Annotated in this window: 16 protein-coding genes and 1 other annotated feature; of the genes, 14 read left to right on the top strand and 2 right to left on the bottom strand. The window is 37.3% G+C overall.

Translation table 11 applies throughout. The features are described from left to right. The 11 genes from dnaA (at position 1) to QRX23_RS00055 (ending at position 14651) form a co-directional block, all read left to right on the top strand. On the top strand, positions 1 to 1404 hold the full coding sequence (gene dnaA / locus QRX23_RS00005) for a chromosomal replication initiator protein DnaA (RefSeq protein ID WP_002828339.1): 1404 nt from the start codon (positions 1 to 3) through the stop codon (positions 1402 to 1404). A 204-nt stretch (positions 1405 to 1608) separates the two neighbouring features. Next, positions 1609 to 2739 carry a DNA polymerase III subunit beta gene (gene dnaN / locus QRX23_RS00010; RefSeq protein ID WP_330155488.1) on the top strand — a complete coding sequence of 377 codons (1131 nt, stop codon included), beginning with the start codon at positions 1609 to 1611 and terminating at the stop codon, positions 2737 to 2739. A gap of 197 nt (positions 2740 to 2936) precedes the next feature. Further along, positions 2937 to 3170 carry a S4 domain-containing protein YaaA gene (yaaA, locus tag QRX23_RS00015; RefSeq protein ID WP_002828341.1) on the top strand — a complete coding sequence of 78 codons (234 nt, stop codon included), beginning with the start codon at positions 2937 to 2939 and terminating at the stop codon, positions 3168 to 3170. Next, on the top strand, positions 3170 to 4321 hold the full coding sequence (gene recF, locus QRX23_RS00020) for a DNA replication/repair protein RecF (RefSeq protein ID WP_330155489.1): 1152 nt from the start codon (positions 3170 to 3172) through the stop codon (positions 4319 to 4321). The genes yaaA and recF overlap by 1 nt, the downstream gene beginning before the upstream one ends. Positions 4322 to 4344: 23 nt before the next feature. Beyond that, entirely contained in the window at positions 4345 to 6291 is a 1947-nt protein-coding gene (gene gyrB / locus QRX23_RS00025) for a DNA topoisomerase (ATP-hydrolyzing) subunit B (RefSeq protein WP_216813953.1), read from the top strand. 36 nt (positions 6292 to 6327) lie between these two features. Further along, a complete protein-coding gene (gyrA, locus tag QRX23_RS00030) occupies positions 6328 to 8904 on the top strand; it encodes a DNA gyrase subunit A (RefSeq protein ID WP_330155490.1) in 2577 nt (858 codons plus the stop codon). A 160-nt stretch (positions 8905 to 9064) separates the two neighbouring features. Then, a complete protein-coding gene (locus tag QRX23_RS00035) occupies positions 9065 to 10480 on the top strand; it encodes a C69 family dipeptidase (protein WP_330155491.1) in 1416 nt (471 codons plus the stop codon). A 108-nt stretch (positions 10481 to 10588) separates the two neighbouring features. After that, positions 10589 to 10809: a binding site (T-box leader), on the top strand. A 365-nt stretch (positions 10810 to 11174) separates the two neighbouring features. Continuing rightward, positions 11175 to 11945, top strand: coding sequence for an acetoin reductase (locus QRX23_RS00040; protein ID WP_330155492.1), 771 nt, complete (start codon positions 11175 to 11177; stop codon positions 11943 to 11945). A gap of 49 nt (positions 11946 to 11994) precedes the next feature. Then, positions 11995 to 13077, top strand: coding sequence for a methionine ABC transporter ATP-binding protein (locus QRX23_RS00045; RefSeq protein ID WP_330155493.1), 1083 nt, complete (start codon positions 11995 to 11997; stop codon positions 13075 to 13077). Then, entirely contained in the window at positions 13067 to 13741 is a 675-nt protein-coding gene (locus QRX23_RS00050; RefSeq protein ID WP_330155494.1) for a methionine ABC transporter permease, read from the top strand. The genes QRX23_RS00045 and QRX23_RS00050 overlap by 11 nt, the downstream gene beginning before the upstream one ends. A gap of 46 nt (positions 13742 to 13787) precedes the next feature. Beyond that, the gene (locus QRX23_RS00055) at positions 13788 to 14651 is read left to right on the top strand and encodes a MetQ/NlpA family ABC transporter substrate-binding protein (RefSeq protein ID WP_330155495.1); all 864 of its coding nucleotides are present in this window, start codon (positions 13788 to 13790) and stop codon (positions 14649 to 14651) included. A gap of 63 nt (positions 14652 to 14714) precedes the next feature. On the opposite strand, the gene QRX23_RS00060 is transcribed toward QRX23_RS00055, so the two are convergent. Further along, positions 14715 to 15218 carry a TetR/AcrR family transcriptional regulator gene (locus tag QRX23_RS00060; RefSeq protein WP_330155496.1) on the bottom strand — a complete coding sequence of 168 codons (504 nt, stop codon included), beginning with the start codon at positions 15216 to 15218 and terminating at the stop codon, positions 14715 to 14717. 124 nt (positions 15219 to 15342) lie between these two features. Here QRX23_RS00060 and QRX23_RS00065 point away from each other — a divergent pair, with 124 nt between their 5' ends. The 3 genes from QRX23_RS00065 (at position 15343) to QRX23_RS00075 (ending at position 20265) form a co-directional block, all read left to right on the top strand. Continuing rightward, the gene (locus tag QRX23_RS00065; protein ID WP_330155497.1) at positions 15343 to 17718 is read left to right on the top strand and encodes an MMPL family transporter; all 2376 of its coding nucleotides are present in this window, start codon (positions 15343 to 15345) and stop codon (positions 17716 to 17718) included. A gap of 192 nt (positions 17719 to 17910) precedes the next feature. Further along, positions 17911 to 19143: a polysaccharide deacetylase family protein gene (locus QRX23_RS00070; RefSeq protein WP_330155498.1), complete on the top strand. Its 1233-nt coding sequence runs from the start codon at positions 17911 to 17913 to the stop codon at positions 19141 to 19143. Positions 19144 to 19296: 153 nt separating this feature from the next. Next, positions 19297 to 20265, top strand: coding sequence for a helix-turn-helix domain-containing protein (locus QRX23_RS00075; protein ID WP_002828356.1), 969 nt, complete (start codon positions 19297 to 19299; stop codon positions 20263 to 20265). Between the two features lie 76 nt (positions 20266 to 20341). On the opposite strand, the gene QRX23_RS00080 is transcribed toward QRX23_RS00075, so the two are convergent. Continuing rightward, complete coding sequence (locus QRX23_RS00080) at positions 20342 to 20788, bottom strand: GNAT family N-acetyltransferase (protein ID WP_330155499.1); 447 nt, start codon at positions 20786 to 20788, stop codon at positions 20342 to 20344. Between the last annotated feature and the right edge of the window lie 53 nt (positions 20789 to 20841).

Genomic DNA, 20841 nt, shown 5'->3' on the forward strand with positions numbered 1-20841 from the left:
ATGGATCCTATCCAACTTTGGAACGCTATTAAAGAAGAACTGCGAAATTCAATCTCGCAAGGCTTTTCTTATACAAATTACGTTGACACACTCAAACCATTGCAACTGGTTGAAAACGAAAATAATACGGTAACCTTACAGTTGACAACTGCTTATGAACAAGTTGCATCAGAATGGTTAAACGCCAATAGTTCTTACTATCAAGCCTTTATGCAAGCTGCCATGACGGCTACATTAAAATTAACGGGACAACCAACGTTCATCATTCCTTCAGTAACGTATGTCTCACCAACACCAACAACATTATTTGATTTACCAGAAGATGAAGAAAAGGTGCAACAACAAAACAATGCCAGCCTTGCATCTGAATTCGTCACACAATCTATTTTGAATCCAGAATTCCGCTTCGAAACATTTGTTTCTTCAGATGAAAATCGTGAAGCCTACGCTGTTGCACAAGCTGTTGCTGATAAACCCGGTACACAATGGAATCCTTTACTTATCTATGGTGGTGTTGGTCTAGGTAAAACCCACTTAATGCAAGCAATTGGTAACAAAGTTTTAGAACGGACACCAAATGCGAACGTTAAATTTATTACGACTGAGGACTTCATCAATGACTTTACTGAAGCCTTGCGTCGCGGACAAAAAGAAACTGAAGCTTTCAAACGTGAATATCGGTCAACTGATTTACTAATGGTCGATGATGTACAATTCCTAGCTGGTAAAGAAAAAATCCAAGAAGAATTTTTCAACACATTTAATGCCATTACACGTGAAAATCATCAAATTGTACTGACATCTGATAAATTGCCAAAAGAAATCCCAGGTCTAGAAATGCGTTTAGTCACACGCTTTGGTCAAGGATACTCGGCAAACATTACAAAGCCTGATTTACCAACACGTGTCGCTATCTTAAGAAACAAATCCGATCTTGAAAATCTCAGCATTCCAAATGATGTCATCGACGAAATTGCTGCTGCTGTAGATACCAATGTTCGTGATCTAGAAGGGGTTTTCAATCAAGTTGTCGGCAAAATGCGTTTTTCAAACGTACCCGTCACTGTTGAAACTGCTCGTACAATATTAGAAACAATGAACTTCAAAAGACAGCGAGCAATTACGATTCCCATCATCCAAGAAGCGGTCGCTAACTTCTTTAACGTCACTGTCCAAGATTTAAATGGTAAAAAGCGTAATAAAGAAATCGTGGTTCCACGACAAATTGCAATGTACATTGCCCGCGAATTAACACAAGATTCTTTGCCTCAAATTGGTCGTGCATTTGGTGGTAAAGATCATACAACAGTCATGCATTCAACTGAAAAAATTGAAAATGCCATCGAAAATGATAGTATTTTAGCTGAACAAGTGCAAAACATTCGTGAAGAATTGAGCAATTGATAAAAATGTCATTGTGAATAATTCACTAACTATACAAAAGTTATCCACAGGTTTGTATACATAGACCAATTCTTGGTGTAATGGTATAGATTCTAGTTATCCACAATTTACACACCCCTTATTACTATTATTATCTTTTTTATTTATAATTAAGTAAGGCATTACGCACTTCATAATTATGTTTTTGTGCATTGAGGAGATCTTATGGAATTTACAATTAATCGAGCAGCTTTTATAAAAGCAATGAATAATGTTAATCGTGCGATTTCATCACGAACATCAATGACGATCTTAAAAGGGATCAAATTAGTTCTTGATGAAACCGGATTAATCTTAACTGGATCAAATACAGATATTTCAATTGAAATTTTAATTCCAGCTAATGATGATGAAGCTAAATTACAAATTATGGAGTCAGGTGCCATTGTTCTGCCAGCCACTTTCTTTTCAAATATTGTTAAGCGATTGCCTGGTGAAACATTTAAGTTAACCAATGCTTCTGGTTTACAAACGAAAATCACATCTGAAAATGCCGAATTTGATATTAATGGGCAAGATGCAAATAATTACCCACATCTACCTGAAGTTGAGGTACGTAATGATTTGACATTATCTGCTGACACATTGAATGAAGTTATTGGTCAAACCGTAATTGCGGTTTCAAAACAATTAAGTCAACCCATTTTGACAGGTGTTCACTTTATTTTGGCAAGTGGTAATTTAACAGCAGTTGCGACTGATCGCCATCGCTTAGCGCAACGTTCTGTTGCATTCGATGATTCAGATGTTAATGCAGATATTATTGTGCCAGGAACTTCATTGACACAGTTGCAAGCTATGTTAGATGAGGTTGAGAGTGTTGATGTTCGTGTTGCTGAAAATCAAGTTATTTTCCAATTAGGAGAAAATACAACTTTTTACTCACGATTATTAGAAGGAAATTATCCAGATGCGTCACGGTTAATTCCTACTGAAAAGCGAACGACTTTGACGATTAATGCTCGTGATTTGTTACAAACAATTGAACGTGCAGCTTTGTTAAGTCATGAAGGCCGTTCAAATGTTATCCAATTTGCAATCACAAGTGAAAAATCTTTAATTTCATCAAATTCACCAGAAGTTGGTCGTGTTGAGGAACAGATTTTTGCTGCTGAGACAGCCGGCGATGATTTAACCATTTCATTTAACCCAGACTATATGCGCGAAGCATTACGTTCATTTGGGGATGAACAGATTCAAATTGGTTTTAAAACAGCCCTGGACCCATTCACATTAGTACCAACAAATAATGAGACTAACTTTATTCAATTGATTACACCAGTTAGAACTTACTAAAAACATTTAAAAAGCCGAAAATTGCTATTTTACGATGAAAAAGCAATTTTCGACTTTTTTATTTAAACGTTATTAAACAACCTGAGAGACGCTATGAAGCCGTAATTAGATTGTGAAAAGCTACAAAAAAGCGTATAATATAAATAATATGGAACCGTGTAAATGCCATTTTAATTAATGGTAGGAAGGATGGAAAATTGGCAACAGAAGTGCAAATTCAAGCACCCTTTATTACATTAGGGCAATTGTTAAAAGAAGAAAGTATTATTGCAACTGGTGGTCAGGCAAAATGGTTCTTACGAGAGAATACTGTTTTAGTGAATGAAGAGCCTGATGATCGACGTGGTCGTAAACTATATCCAGGAGACGTGATTGCAGTCCCATCTGGTGAGCGTTTTGTTATTAATGGGACAGGTGCTAGTACGGACTAATGGAACTAATGTCGTTAAAACTAAACAACTTTCGAAATTATGAATCATTAGATGTTTCATTTTCATCGGGCGTTAATGTCTTTTTGGGTCCAAATGCACAAGGTAAGACCAATTTATTAGAAGCCATTTATGTTTTAGCTTTAACTCGTTCACATCGTACGTCAACTGATAAAGAATTAATTAGTTGGCAAGCAAAAGAAGCCCAAGTTGCTGGTACAGTGGCGCGTCAGTATAGTGATGTCCCATTATCGTTAAAATTTACAAATAAAGGTAAAAAGGCACGTATTAATCATTTAGATCAAGCAAAATTAGCTAATTATATTGGTCAATTAAATGTCATTTTATTTGCACCAGAAGATTTAGACTTAGTAAAAGGTGCACCAAGTGTGCGACGCAATTTTATTGATCGAGAATTTAGTCAGATGAGTGCAAAATACTTATATACTGCAAATCAGTATAAAGAGGTATTAAAGCAACGCAATCGTTATTTAAAACAGTTACAAAGCAAACAAGCCTCAGATAAATTATATTTGGATGTTTTAACCGAACAATTGGTCAATTTTGCGAGCGAATTAATTACTCGTCGTGTCACATTAATTAAAAAGTTGGATGCTGCAGCCCAACCAATTCAAGCGGCAATTACACAAAACAATGAACAGTTACACATCCAGTATGTTTCACAGCTTAATACTGAATCATTAGCTAATATTGAATCGGTTAAACAAGCAATGTTAACAAGATTTAAACAATTACGTGAACGTGAAATTATAATGGGGACGACACTGTTAGGACCACATCGTGATGATTTGCGTTTTGATGTGAATGAACATGATGTGGCTAATTTTGGCTCACAGGGCCAACAAAGAACGACTGCTTTAGCAGTTAAGTTAGCTGAAATTGATTTGATGAAAGAAGAGACAGGTGAATATCCAGTCCTATTATTGGATGATGTTCTTTCTGAGTTAGATAGTGATCGGCAAACACATTTATTAGCTGCAATGCAAGACAAAGTGCAGACATTTATTACCACACCTTCGCTAAGTGATGTGGCACGTCAGTTAATACATGAACCAAAGATATTTCATGTGGATTCAGGGCATTTAGTAGAAACTGAAGATGTTAAGGTAGACGATACTAGCGAAAATAACTAGTTGTTGAGTTTAAGGAGGGAAGCATGGCTGAAGAAGATGTATCACAAATGCATACACAGGCAGATGATTATGATGCCAGTCAAATTCAAGTTTTGGAAGGATTGGAAGCAGTTCGTAAGCGTCCAGGTATGTATATTGGATCGACATCAAGTCAAGGACTACACCATTTAGTGTGGGAAATTGTCGATAATGGTATTGATGAGGCCCTAGCAGGGTTTGCAAACCATATCACAGTAACGATTGAAAAAGATAATTCAATTACTGTTATTGATAATGGTCGTGGTATCCCGGTAGATATTCAAGTTAAGACTGGTAAACCAGCTCTTGAAACCGTGTTTACGATTTTACATGCTGGAGGAAAATTCGGCGGTGGCGGTTACAAGGTTTCAGGTGGGTTACATGGTGTTGGTGCTTCAGTTGTTAATGCGCTATCAACGAACCTAGATGTACTGGTTGTGCGTGATGGTAAAGGCTTTGCCATGGACTTTGAACGCGGTCATGTAAAGACAGAAATGCATGAGATTTCCGTTGATGATAAACCTGTTTCACGTGGAACAATTGTTCATTTTGCGCCAGATCCAGATATTTTCCGTGAAACAACTGTATTTGATTATAAGACATTGATGAATCGTGTTCGCGAACTAGCTTTCTTAAATAAGGGACTACGTATTTCAATTACTGATATGCGTCCTGAAGAGCCAGTTGTTGAATCATTTCACTATGAAGGTGGTATTAAGGAATACGTTGATTTCTTGAACGTTAACAAAGATGTCATTTTTAATGAGCCAATTTATGTTGAAGGCATGGAAAATGATATCGATGTTGAAGTATCACTACAATATACAGATGATTTCCACAGCAATTTGCTATCATTTACAAACAATATTCATACGTATGAAGGTGGAACGCACGAAACTGGGTTCAAGTCAGCTTTGACTCGTGTGATTAACGATTACGCTCGTAAAAATAAAATACTAAAAGATAATGATGACCCACTTTCTGGCGATGATGTTCGCGAAGGATTGACAGCCATCGTATCTGTGAAACATCCAGATCCACAATTTGAGGGTCAGACAAAAACAAAATTAGGTAATTCAGACGCACGAACAGCTGTTGATCGCATGTTCTCAGAAACATTTGCTCGTTTTATGATGGAAAATCCAACAACGGCTAAGCAAATAGTTGAAAAGGGAATTTTAGCTGGTAAGGCGCGTATGGCGGCAAAACGTGCACGTGAGGCAACACGTAAGAAGTCAGGATTGGAAATTGCTAACTTACCTGGAAAACTTGCTGATAATACATCAAAAGACCCAGAAATTTCTGAACTATTTATCGTTGAGGGTGATTCAGCCGGTGGTTCTGCTAAGCAAGGACGTGAGCGTTTAACCCAAGCCATTTTGCCAATTCGTGGAAAAATTTTGAATGTTGAAAAGGCATCAATGGAAAAGATTTTGGGTAATGATGAAATTCGTTCATTATTTACGGCGATGGGAACTGGCTTTGGAACAGACTTTGATGTGACAAAGGCAAAATATCATAAATTAATTATCATGACTGATGCCGATGTCGATGGTGCCCACATTCGTACATTGTTATTAACGTTAATTTATCGTTATATGCGACCACTATTGGAAGCAGGATACGTTTATATCGCACAGCCACCACTTTACCAAGTACGTCAGGGTAAATTTATTAAATATTTGGATGCTGATTCTGAACTTGAAGCACTGGTGCCAACATTACCAGCATCTCCCAAGCCAATTATTCAACGATACAAGGGTCTTGGAGAAATGGACGCTAGCCAATTGTGGGAAACAACCATGGATCCATCAGTTCGCCGTTTATTGCGTGTGGAAATGGATGATGCAATTGAAGCAGATATGATTTTTTCAATGCTTATGGGTGATAAGGTTGAACCTCGTCGTAAATTCATTGAAGAAAATGCACAGTATGCTGAATTAGACGTCTAAACAGGCACACAATTACAGTAAGAGAAAGGAAGTCAAATGGCTGAAGAAGAACAAACAAACAGCCGCATTAAACCTGCTAAACTTGGCGAGCAAATGCGAACATCTTTCTTGGATTATGCCATGTCAGTTATTGTGGCACGTGCACTACCAGATGTACGAGATGGGTTAAAACCAGTTCATCGTCGTATTTTGTATGGCATGAATGAGTTGGGTGTGACCCCTGATAAGCAACACAAGAAGTCAGCCCGTATTGTTGGGGATGTTATGGGAAAGTATCATCCACACGGAGACTCAGCGATTTATGAATCAATGGTCCGTATGGCGCAAGACTTTTCATATCGTTACATGTTAGTTGATGGTCATGGTAACTTTGGGTCTGTCGATGGTGATCCAGCTGCCGCCATGCGTTATACTGAGGCCCGATTGAGCAAAATTGCGACTGAAATGTTACGTGATATCAACAAAGATACGATTGATTTCCAAGAAAACTATGATGGTACTGATCGTGAACCGGTTGTTTTACCGGCTCGTTTTCCTAACTTACTAGTTAATGGGGCAAATGGTATCGCTGTTGGAATGGCAACGAATATTCCACCTCATAATTTGGGTGAAGTTATTTCGGGACTTCATATGTTGATGAAGAATCCAGATGTGACGACAGCTGAATTAATGGAAGCTATTCCAGGACCTGATTTTCCAACGGGTGCAATCGTCATGGGAAAATCGGGTATTCGTAAGGCTTACGAAACTGGAAAAGGTGTGGTTACCGTCCGTGCAAAAACGGAAATCGAGACTGAAAAATCAGGTAAAGAACACATCATCGTGACTGAGTTACCTTATATGGTTAACAAAGCCAAGTTGATTGAGCGCATTGCTGAATTGGGTCGTGATAAGCGTATTGAGGGTATCACTGGCGTTAATGATGAATCTGACCAAGAAGGTAATCGAATTGCAATTGAAATTCGTCGTGATGTGTCAGCATCTGTTGTACTGAACAATTTGTACAAAAATACGTTGATGCAAACAGGATTTAGTTTCAATATGCTTGCAGTACAAGATGGTCGACCAAAGTTACTTAGTTTGAAGGATATGTTGGTCGCTTATCTTGATCATCAGCAAAAAGTTGTTCGTCGTCGAACAGAATTCGAATTACGTAAAGCGCAGGCACGTGCACACATTCTTGAAGGGTTGCGCATTGCTTTAGATCATATTGATGCCATTATTAATATTATTCGGCATTCAGAGACATCAGAAATTGCTAAGCAAAAGTTGATGGTTGATTATGCCTTATCTGATAAGCAATCACAAGCTATCTTGGACATGCGTTTGGTTCGTTTAACTGGCTTGGAACGTGACAAGATAGAAAAAGAATATCAAGGATTGTTAACAGCAATTGCTGATTTCCAGGATATTTTAGCTAAACCTGAACGTATTGATGAAATTATCTATACTGAATTACTTGAAGTGCAATCAAAGTATGGTGATGAACGTCGTACTGAATTGCAAATTGGTGATGTCACAAGCATTGAAGATGAAGACTTAATTGAAGAAGAAGATATTATTGTTTCATTGACACATGCTGGCTATATCAAGCGCATGCTACAATCTGAATTCCGTGCGCAAAACCGTGGTGGTCGTGGTATTCAAGGTATGGGTGTCAATGATGATGACTTTATCGATGAATTGATTGGTACGTCAACCCATGATACGTTATTGTTCTTTACAAATTCAGGTAAAGTTTACAAAATGAAGGGATATGAGATACCAGAATATGGTCGTACAGCCAAGGGTATCCCAGTCGTCAATTTGCTCGGCATTGAATCTGGTGAGAGCATTCAAACGGTTATTAATGTCCGTGGTGATGCTAGCGAGAGTAGTGATTATCTCTTCTTCACAACCCGTCAAGGTGTGGTAAAGCGTACACCAGTTAATGAATTTGGTAATATTCGTGCGCATGGTTTGAAGGCAATTAACCTGCATGATGGTGATGAATTAATTAACGTCCTTGTTACCGATGGTGATCAAAATATCATTATTGGAACACATGGTGGTTATGCAGTATCCTTCAACAGTGAAGCAGTTCGTTCAATGGGGCGTTCTGCTGCCGGTGTTCGTGGTATTACCTTACGTCCTGATGATTATGTTGTGGGTGCCCAAGTATTAATTGATAACGGACATGTCCTCATTATTACTGAAAAGGGTTATGGTAAGCAAACGCCAGTAGACCAATATCCAATTAAGGGACGTGGTGGTAAAGGTATTAAAACTGCACAAGTCACTGAAAAGAACGGTCCATTGGCTGGTCTAAAGGTTGTAGATGGTAGTGAAGACATCATGTTGACAACTAACAAGGGTGTCATGATTCGCTTTACAGTTGATTCTATCTCAGAAACCGGTCGTGCCACACAAGGTGTGCGTGTTATCCGATTGGATGATGACTCAGCTGTGGCAACTTTTGCCAAAGTAGAGCACGTCGTTGCCGAAGAGGTTGATGATGAAGATACTGATTTATCTGAAGCATCTTCTGACTTACCAACGGCACCTACTGAAGGTGAACAGCCAGCGGAAGTAACTGAATTATTGCATCGTGCTGAAAACGATGATCAAGAGTAGTATTATTTTAATTGAATTTTGGAGGTTGGAACAAAAAATTTGTTCCAACCTTTTTGTGCTAAAATGTATTAATTATAAGCATGTCGGTTTTATAGCATAAACGCGCTCCAAAACGACTTTTGTCACGCGCTCTTTTTCAAAATAAATTGGGGGTACAATAATGAACAAAGCAGGATATCAAGCACATCAAAAAACTTGTACAACTATTCTAGTTGGCAAAAATGCAACAATTGATGGTTCGACCATGATTGCACGTAACGAAGATGGTGGTGATCAGCCTAATCCACAAAAGTTTGTTGTCTATCCAGCTAATGCTGCCAGTACAACTTATGAATCTGGAGCTAATCATGTCAAAATTCCGTTGCCTGGTAATAGTTTGCGGTATACTGCGACACCAGATGCAGATGATTCATTTGGTGTTTGGGCAGGAGCCGGCATTAACAGTGAAAATGTTGCAATGACCGCAACTGAAACAAGCACAACGAATACACACGTGCTAGCTGCCGATCCTTTGACTGATGATGGCATTGGTGAAGCCGATATCACGACGTTAGTGTTGCCGTATATCAAGTCTGCACGTGAAGGTGTTGTCCGTTTGGGAGAATTACTAACAGAATATGGTACTTATGAATCTAATGGTATTGCCTTTTCTGATCATGATGAGGTTTGGTATTTTGAATCAATAGGTGGTCATCATTGGGCAGCTATCCGAATTCCAGATGATGCGTTTGTTGTGGCACCAAACCGTTTTAATATCGATTATTTTGATTTTAATTCAAATGATACGATGTCATCAGCAGATTTAGAACAATTTATCGCTGACCATCACCTTAATCCAGATATTGATGAGACAACCGTCAATCTTTGTCATATTTTTGGTAGTGCAACTGATAAAGATCGCATTTATAACAATCCACGTGCTTGGTATGTGAATCAATTATTTGCCAAGGATAGTGAGAATGAGCAACCTGAAGATCAAAATTTACCATTTATCGTTTATCCAAAGAAAAAATTGTCAATTGATGATGTGAAATTTGCCTTAAGTTCACATTACCAAGGCACAGCCTTTGATCCATATGATCATGTAGAGAAACCAATAAAGTATCGACCAATCGGAATTAATCGTAATCAGGAATCACATATTCTACAAATTAGACCAAATGTTCCGGCTGATATTGCAGGCGTTCATTGGTTAGGATATGGTCCAAATACCTTTAACGCATTTGTGCCTTTTTATGTCAGTGTGTCAGCTACGCCAGCCAGTTTTGAAAAAACAACCCCAACATTTGATGTATCAACGAGCTACTGGCTGACACGAGTAATTGCAGTCATTGCGGATAAGGATTTTTCAACCTATCAAGATATGCAAGCCAGGTTTGAACAACAAATTGTCGCAGATAATGTACGATTACAACAACAGACGGATAAAGCTATCCAATTAGGCCAAACAGTTGATTTAGAAGCGGTCAATCAAAAAATGGCTGATAATTATATGCAGGCAGCCAATACGTTACTTGGCCAAATGACTATTTTGGGAACAAAGAGGATGCATCTACGTTTTTCAGTAGCAGATTAGAAGGTAGATGTTTAGTTATCTTAAAAAAATAAACTGAAATATATCATATATTGAACCTTGACAGTAACAGTTAATGAGTTTAAAATTCATATCAGATTAAAATAAGATTAAAAAGCAATGAAAAGATGAGTAAGTGCGTAATGTTTTCAGAGAACTTGTGGTGGGTGTGAGCAAGTAACTAAGCGAACTGAAGATGGTCTTTGAGCGAAAGATAGTGAGCTTTAGTAAGCTATCAATGGTTGACTGCCAATATCAAGTTAATTATGGCAACATGATAAGCTGGTTTTTACCAGGAATTAAGGTGGTACCGCGTACAAAACGCCCTTAGGAAAGATATATTTCTTGAGGGTGTTTTTTTAATCTGTCTATCAAGTTAAATAATGTGAGTCGGAAAGTAGTTGCAAAACAAATTTACAGAAAAACGATAAATGATGAGAGTCGTGATTTAGTTTGTAAACGAAAAATGGCCGATGATTAGGCAGTGTGAGCAATCATGTCAGCACTGTTCGGGTTGTCTCCGTTATTGGACAGACCGAAATATAGGTAAAGTATCTACATTTTGGTTAATGAGGTTTGTCAGAGTAATCGACAAACGAATCAGAATGGTAACGTGGTGCCCTCACTTCTGTTGTTACAAGCAGAAGTGAGGGTTTTTAATTTGTTATGAAAATGGCATTGAAAAGGGGATATAAACATGGGAAAAACAGCAATTATTACTGGTGCGGGTCAAGGGATCGGCGAAGCTGCGGCGTATCGTTTAGCTAAAGACGGCTTTAGTATTGCGGCAGCGGATATTAATCAACAAACGGTCACCAAAGTTGTTCAAAATTTACGTGATCAAGGATTCCAGGCAAAGGCTTACGTATTAGATGTTGCTGATCGGCAGGCTGTATTTGATTTAGTTGATGAGGCTGTTAGTGACTTGGGTGAATTAGCAGTATTTATCAATAATGCGGGAATTGCTTTTATTGATTCAGTGATTGATTCAGATCCAGAAAAAATATCTAGACTGTTTGATGTTAATTTGAAAGGAACTTATTGGGGAATTCAGGCTGCTGCAGCTAAATTTAAACACCAAGGTCATGGTGGTCGTATTATTAATGCAGCTTCGCTTGCTGGTATTGAAGCATCGGCTTTGCAAAGTGCTTATTCGGCTTCAAAATTTGGTATCCGTGGTTTAACGCAATCTGCGGCAAAGGAACTTGCACCAGATCAAATTACTGTGAATGCATATTGTCCTGGGATTGTTCGAACGCCATTACGTGACGCAATCGATGAGAAGACATCGCAAATTAAAGGTATCTCTGTTGCACAACAACAGGCGAATTGCTTAACAGAAATTGGTTTAGGTCGTGAAGCTACCTCAGAAGATGTGGCTGAAATTATTGCTTGGTTTGCATCGCCAAGCGCGGCCTACATTACCGGTCAATCGCTATTGGTTGATGGTGGTATGCATTTTAGCTGATTAATAGTCTTTATTGTTAGCAACAAAGAAAATAAAGGGGGACCATGCAATGGGTGTAGCAGATATTGCAATTGATCTGCAAGATATTAATGTTACTTTTAAGCGAAAAAATGAAACAGTAACCGCTGTCGATAATGTCTCATTACAAGTAAAAAAAGGGAGTATCTATGGCATTATTGGTTATTCAGGTGCTGGTAAAAGTACCTTGGTGCGCGTGATTAATTTATTACAACGACCTACCAGTGGTAAAGTGACAGTATCTGGCAAAGATTTACAGCAATTAACTGATAAAAAATTACGGGGTGTCCGACAAAAAGTGGGGATGATTTTTCAACACTTTAATTTATTACGTTCACGAACAGTTTTGAATAACGTTGAATATCCATTACTCAGTCGGAAAATACCACGTAAACAACGGCAGGATAAAGCCCTTGAATTACTGAAATTGGTTGGACTAGCAGAATATGCCCAGTCATATCCAGAAGAACTGTCAGGTGGGCAAAAACAACGTGTTGCAATCGCTCGTGCTTTAGCAAATGATCCTGACATATTAATTAGCGATGAAGCCACCAGTGCGTTAGACCCACAAACGACAGAATCTATTCTGAAGTTATTAAAAAAATTGAATGATGAGTTGGGTCTGACAATTGTGTTGATTACTCATGAAATGCAAGTGATTAAATCAGTTTGTCAGGAAGTAGCGGTAATGGAAAATGGCCAAATTATCGAGCGAGGTCCCGTTGGTGACCTATTCACCGAACCAAAACAACCATTAACAAAGAAGTTTGTTGAGTCAGCAGCAAATGTAACGGAAATGCGGCAACAGATCGTAGAAGATGAATTAGTAGAGAAATTGCAACCAAATGAACGGTTGCTCTATCTAAGGTTTTCAAGTAAGTCAACGAGTGAATCAGTTATTTCAGAATTGGCGATTCAGTATGACGTGAAGGCCAATATTATCTTTGCGAACGTACAAAAAGTAGCCCAATTATCTTTGGGTTACATGTTAGTTATTTTATCTACAGCAGATGGTCAATTTGATCAAACGTTCCATTATTTAGAGACAGCTGATGTGAAGGTCACTGATTTTTCTAATGATGTCAGAAAGAAAGGGGCAGCATATGTTAGCTAATTGGTTTCCAAATGTTGCTAGTATCTGGCCACAATTTGTCCAGGCTACTTGGGAAACATTGTATATGACATTTTGGTCAGCAGTAATTGCTGGTGTATTGGGTCTTGGTACTGGTATTTTTCTTGTGGTTACCCAACCAGGTGGCATCAATGCCGATCCACCATTTTATAGTTTTCTAGATAAAGTCGTTAATTTATTGCGATCGGTGCCATTTATTATCCTGCTAGCAGTGATGGCACCAGTTACAAAGTATATCGTTGGTACAACAGTTGGTACACCAGCAGCTTTAGTGCCATTAATTGTTGGTATCTTTCCATTTTATGCACGCCAGGTTCAAAATGCGTTACTAAATATTGAACCATCAGTCATTGAAGCTGCGCAAGCAATGGGATCAAGTACAACTGAAATTATTTTTCGTATTTATTTACGGGAGTGTTTACCAGATATTATTCGCGTTTCAGTCGTTACGATCATTAGTTTACTTGGTCTGACAACAATGGCGGGTGCTATTGGATCCGGCGGACTTGGTGATATTGCAATTAGTGTTGGCTATGCTCGTTTTGAAAATGATGTGACAATTGCGGCACTATTGGTCATTTTAGTTTTGGTATTTATGACACAAATTATTGGTGATTGGGTCGCTCGTCGAGTTGAACGACTATAGTATCAAACAATTCATATCTAGTCATCATAGTAAGGAGGGGCAGAAAGTGAAGATAAAAAATTGGTTGATATTAATTGGTAGTTTGGTGATACTTGGTGTTATTTCAGTTGGCTTGCATACGTTTAATACTTATAAAATAGTAAATGCACCTGACCAAATTACAGTTGGTTCAATGGGGAGTGATTATGAAGTCTGGCAGTACATTGCTAAAAGCAAAGAGGCTAAGGCACTTAATTTAAAAATTCGTGTGAAGCAAATCAATGATGGGGTGCAGCTGAATAATGCGACTTCAGAGCATAATGTCAATGTGAATGCTTTTCAATCATATTCATATTATGAGGCTTACAATCACGAGAATCCAAAGCATCAATTAACGGCGTTAGGAACCATATACTTAGAGCCAATGGGTATCTATTCAGATAAGTATCAATCAATTAAAGATATTGGTACTGGGGCAACCATTGCGATTGCAGATAATCCAGCAAATACAGCACGAGGATTGTTGCTATTACAAGATGCTGGACTAATTAAATTGAAGGCAGGCTTTAATTCATTAGGAAATGTGGGTGACATTGTATCAAATCCACGTCATTTACAGTTCAAGAAGATTGATGATACAACGGGTCCACGTGTATTAAAAAGTGTTGGTGCGGCTTTGATCTCGAATACAGTTGCGCTGGAAGGACATCTTAATGTATTGAAAGATTCACTGTATCATGAAAAAATTAATCAAAGTACACGCCAAAATATTAATATTTTAGCAACAGCAGCTGATATTTCTAATAAAGACAAGAAAGTGTATCAGAAATTAGTTAAGCTTTATCATGAGCCAGCTATCCAAAAGCATGTGAAAGATAAATATCAAGGTACAAAGATTGACGTACAAAAACCAGTTTCTTACTTGAAGTAGCATTGGTATAAAAAAGCAGGTAGATTGCTTATTAGTTGCGATTTACCTGCTTTTTTGATTAAATTAATTAATTTCTGGAAATTCTTCTGTTTGGTAAATACTGTCTAATATTTGATAATCATTAAACATATCATATTTATTTTCATGCATTTCATTCCAAAGTAAAATACCAACCATTTTACCAATATCCCAAAAAATCTTATCGTCTTTTTGCGTTGTAATTAACAATTCAATAAAATTACTTTGGATGGTTTTATTAAAGTCATGATCATTTTGTTGCTGGGTGATGATTTGTTCTAAAGCAGAAAAATAGACATCATGGATACTTTTAAATGGTTGTTGCTTGAAATGTTTAAGATTGATCGACTGATTTTCAAATAGGAAAGTTACCCCTTGTGATAATAAATCATATTTATCATTAAAGTACTTGTAAACGGTATTACGATGAACTAATGCTTTTGCAGCAATTTCAGTCATTGTGATTTCAGAAAATCTTTTTATAGCTAATAATTCACCAAAACTTTCCAAAATTATTCTTTTAATACGTTGTTGGCTTAAATTACTCATACAATTATCCTCCATTGCCTATTTTGTGTGCACTTCACATTAATTGTACATGGAATCTTTTTGTGAAATCAATTAAATTAAGTAAATGATAATATAGTCATGTATTGTTAGAAGGAGAGAGCGTATGAAAAATGGTTTAGCCAAGTTTGGAAAATGGGTTTATAACAATAAGTTTAAATCCATCCTTGCTTGGATTGTTATATTAATTGTTTTTGTAGGTAGTTTGGCCACAATGGGCTCAAACTTTAATACAAATTTGAAGATTTCAGGTGTACCATCAACTGATATACAGAGCGTTTTAAAGAAAGAATTTAATCAGTCTGTTGATGCTGGGACAATGAATATTGTTGTTCAGAATAAAGATGATGATAGTATTAAATCATCTGCTGATAAGCAACGTATTAACGCAGCAGTTGCCAAAATAAAGTCAGAACATAAGGATGATATCAAAACAATTACGAGTCCTTATGATTCACAAACAATCAGTTCAGATAACACGACTGGTATTATTAGTGTGACTTTTAAAAAAGAAGCGAATAATGTTTCAAAAAGTGTCGTTCATGACATTGAAAAAATTGGTAACGATAAAATTAAGTCACAAAATCTAAAGGTTGCTTACTCGGGAAATACGGTCGCTAGTTATGACATCGGTGGTACTTCTGAAATTATTGGTATTGCGATTGCCTTTGTTTTGCTATTAGTTTTGTTCCGTTCTTTTGTCACAGCTGGTCTGCCAATTATTTCAGCGCTTGTCGGTCTAGTAAGTGGGCTAGTGCTAGTTATGATTGGTACGAATTTCTTCTCAATAGCTAGTGTGGCACAAACATTATCAATTATGATCAGTTTGGCTGTTGGTATTGATTACGCGTTATTCATTATTCATCGTTTTATTGGGGAGTTGCGCACAAGTCGCCAGCATGAAATGGATAACTCAGGAAAAGTACTTGCGCCAGATGAAGCTATGGGAGTAACTTTAGCTAGTGCAGGAAGTTCAGTATTATTTGCTGGAATTACGGTTATTATTGCTTTAGTTGGGTTGTCATTAGTACGAATTAGTTTCCTAACTCAAATGGGAATTGCGGCAGCTGTGGGGGTCGTGTTTGCTGTCCTTTCAGCGATGACCTTATTACCAGCACTGATTTCACTACTGCACAAGTTTGTTAAACCATCAGAAAAGTCAGTCAAAGTAGCTAAGAATAAGAAGGATGGCTGGTTTACAAAGTCAATTATTCAGCATCCAATTATTATGAGCCTGTTGAGTGTCGTTGTCTTGGTTGCCTTTATGGTACCGGCAGGTCATATGCGCTTAGGGATGCCGTTTGATGGTGTATTACCTAAGAATAATACACAACGTCAAGCTTATGATATGACTGCAGACAAGTTTGGGGATGGTTATAATGCGACATTGGTTGGTGTCGTTAAGTTAGACACCTCCAATACTGATGCACAAAATAATAAAATTTTAGAGAAGGTCACAAACCACATCAAGAACATGGACAATGTGAAGATGTTGGCGCCAGTGGTTAATGAAGCAGCAGTCGCTAAGTTTAAGACACCAGAAATGCAACAAAAGTTGAAGGCAGAAGGTCAACAATATGTCCAAACTAAGGTGATGGACTATATGAAGGCTAATCCAACAGCTAGTCAAGCAGAACAACAAAGTGTTACAAAAAAGTATACCAGTGAATATCAGGCAAAAGTAAAAGCTGATATGAAAAAGGCAGCTATGTCAGGCGTACCAGCCAAAATTAGTAAGGATAAAAAATATGCTTTGATTGTCGTAATGCCTAAAACAAATACGGCGTCAGCTAAAACAGAAAATCTAGCGAAGAAGATAAATAGTTATTCTGATTCGCTAAAAAAGAGTGATCATACAAAGATTACATTGACAGGAACCAATGCGGTTAATATTGATATTACTGAAAAACTAAATAATGCGATTCCAATGTTTATGGGAATTGTTATGCTACTCGCATTTGTTTTGTTGATGTTCATGTTTAAGTCATTTATCATTCCACTAATGGCAATCATCGGCTTTGGTTTATCATTGATTGCATCATTAGGATTGACGACATTGATTATGCAAGATGGTGTTTTCCATATTAGTGAAGGATCACCAATTATTGCATTTTTGCCGGTTATTATGATTGGAATTGTCTTCGGCCTGGCGATGGATTACGAAGTGTTTATGGTTTCACGGATTAGGGAGACATACATTGCCACTGGAGATACAAATCGGGCTGTTAAAACGGGATTGCAAGAAAGTGGTCCAGTCATTATTACAGCCGCTTTGATTATGATCGCCGTCTTTGGTAGCTTTGCCTTAGTTGATGATCCAACAATTAAGTCAATTGGTATTTCATTAGCCAGTGGGGTCCTATTTGATGCCTTCTTGGTTCGTCTGATTATTATTCCAGCGACAATCAAGATATTTGGTCGCGCTAACTGGGTATTCCCAGGAGCAAATTACTATAATAAGTTTAAGGATGATGCCGAGTAATTAGGTATTTTGAAATTAAAAATATTTTTTAAGGAGTGATGTTGTTCACTCCTTTTTTTATATGTTTATGTTGCACTTTTGATGGTTTTACTATTTATAAAGCAATGCGAATAATTTTATTTTTAGGGTAATAAGATATAAAATAATACTAACTTGGCATTTGATATTTATAAAAGTTATGGGGGAGTAGCTGTGATAAAAACCAAAAAAACCAGCCTTTTCATTGGATTGATTTTGGGGGCAAGTTTAGGAATATATGGCAATATTGATGATGATGTTATGGCTGCAAAAACTGACAGTCAAACAACTAAGGCGGTAAAGCAGGCAAAATCATTAAGTCAACAGTACCAATATAAAGAAGCAAAATCAGTGTTATCTGGGCACAAAGGGTCAACGGTTAATCATCTAAAGAAGAGTATTAATAATCAACAGTCAAAGTTGGTCACATGGAATGATCCGACAAAAATTTCACATCTTTTTTATCATTCACTAATTGTTGATCCTGGTAAGGCTTTCTCATCTAAGCAGGCACAGGGATACAAAGATTATATGGTGACCATCGACGAATTTATGCCGATGCTGAATCAGTTATATGATAATGGCTATGTATTAATTAACTTTAAAGATATTATTTCGATTGATAAACAAGGGAAGGTGACTTTCAAACCAGTCAAATTACCTGAAGGCAAGAAACCTTTAATTATCTCACAGGATGATGTTAACTATTATGAGTATATGAAGAACTCGGGATTTGCAGATAAATTAGTCGTCAATAAGCAAGGTGATGTTAAAAATCAATATACCAATAATGGTCAGAAGAAAATTGGTGATTATGACATGGTACCAATTATTGATACCTTCATCAAAAAACATCCAGATTTCTCATACGGTGGCTCAAAGGGTGTGATTGCCGAAACGGGTTATAATGGGGCGCTAGGTTATCGTTCATCAGAGAGTCAATATGGTGATACAAAAAAGACACATCGTGAAGCTAAGAAGGCGAAAAAGGTTGCTAATGCCATGAAAAAGGAAGGTTGGCAGTTTGCATCGCATTCATGGGGTCATATAAATATGACTACGGCCAGTGTTGATGATATCAAAAAAGACACTGCGCTTTGGCAAAAGGAAGTACAACCAATTGTTGGTAAAACACCAGTATTGATTTTCCCATTTGGAGCAGATATTGGCTCATTTACAAATTATACAAATGATAATGCAAAGTACACTTATCTTAAGAGTAGCGGTTTCAGCATTTTCGATAATGTTGATGCGTCACAGACATCATGGGGTCAATTAACAAATGATTATTATCGTAATGCGCGGATAAATGTCGATGGTATTCGTTTACATGAAACAATGACTGGTGAGAACACGGTTCTAAATGACTTCTTTAATACAAAAGATTTTTATCATCGTGATAAATAATGAAGAGCGCGAGACAAAAGTCGTTTATGATTATTTAACGACTTAGGACTCAGTTATTAAATTAATAGAAAAATAGTTAAGATTCACTATTGATTTGTAAATTCGCGGTATAATGGTACGCAAGAGCAATATGTAGTGGAGGAAAGATTTATCATGGGAAAAAATCGCGTACCTGCTGAGGCAGTTCGGAATGCGTTAATACATTTTATTAAGAAACGTAATATTTCCATTCCGATTATTTTAAAGTCTGTTGATATCTCTAGATCGCGTTTGTATGACTATTTAAATGGTAATGGTCGAGTTAGCGCAACGACGTTTGTGAATTTGTTGAGCACAATTGGTGTATCTTACGATGAGCTTTTACTACATATTTATTTGAATCAGCCCGAATTGGTTGATTCAACGATTAAAGAATTGGGATTAGACCCAAATTCTTATACGCAAACACCAAATGAAGATATGGTGTATCAGGTCTTGGCGTTATTTGAAGAAACACAAGATACCCGATTATTGCTAAATGTAGTACGCGCAATTAATGCGCAAGTGGTTGATTTTGGGCAACGTTACCGCTTAGTTGAAATCGCTCGTCCTGCAATTGTGAAATTGTTAGGTCACCGTGATTCATATTCTTCGACAGATATGCTGTTGTTTGCGAATATCATTCGTCATGAACCATACGAAACGGTCAAGGTCATGGTAAAAAAGATGTCTGATCAAGTGCAACAAATTGCAACATTAGAAGGCTATGGTCTAGTGGAGATGGATAACTTTTTGCCAGCAGCTGTTTGGAATGTTGGTCTCTTAAACTTCCAGATGTTATTAATAGCTTTAGAAAATGGTGATCAGGAAACTGTTGAGGGGACATTGACCTTTATTAAAGAATGTCAATTACCAGACTTTGGTAGTTACTTTACATTCGTTAAGAAATTATCAGAAGTGGTTAAGTTAACCTTGGATGATCAGCAAGATGAAGCAGAAAAACTTTGGCAATCAACAGTTCATGCTTTAAAGTTTATGGTTGATGATCGTTTCTGGCCAAGTTTCACATACTTGTCACAGCAATCGTATCATGAATTTATCAAACCAGTTATCGATTATCGTCGTGTGATCGATGCAAAATAAAACAATATGAAAAAGAGAGCAAGACAAAATCATTTCGTTGACTTTTGTCTTGCTCTTTTTTTAGCTTTTATCTACTTTATAAAGTTAGAATCATATGGCGGTGATCAATGTTGGCATCTTTGAAAACAGGACCTTCAGCAATGAACCCAAGTTTTTCATAAAAACCAATTGCCGTTACTTGAGCACCTAAGTCAAGTGTTTGTACCTGTGCTTGCTGGGCATCAGCAATAATTTGTTTTAGCAGGGTCGCAGCATAACCTTTTCCACGAGCGTCACGTAACGTGGCAACACGCTGAATGTGCCAATTTTTGGTAGCTTCATTAATAGCCACTCGAGCAGTTGTTACTGGCATGTGTGATAGAAAACCAACATAGTGATTGGTTTGGTGATCAAGATTATCTATTTCAATAGTTGTTGGGACACCTTGTTCTTCGATGAAGACACGTTTGCGAATAGTTAGGGCAGCGTCATTGATGGCACCAAGACCTTGCGCATGTTTAATTTCTAATTTATTTTCTGACATAATGTGATCCCCACTTAATGATGTTTTTATTATTTTAACGCATATTTCTTAAT

The sequence above is a fragment of the Weissella paramesenteroides genome, assembly GCF_036327715.1.
Lineage (GTDB): Bacteria > Bacillota > Bacilli > Lactobacillales > Lactobacillaceae > Weissella > Weissella paramesenteroides.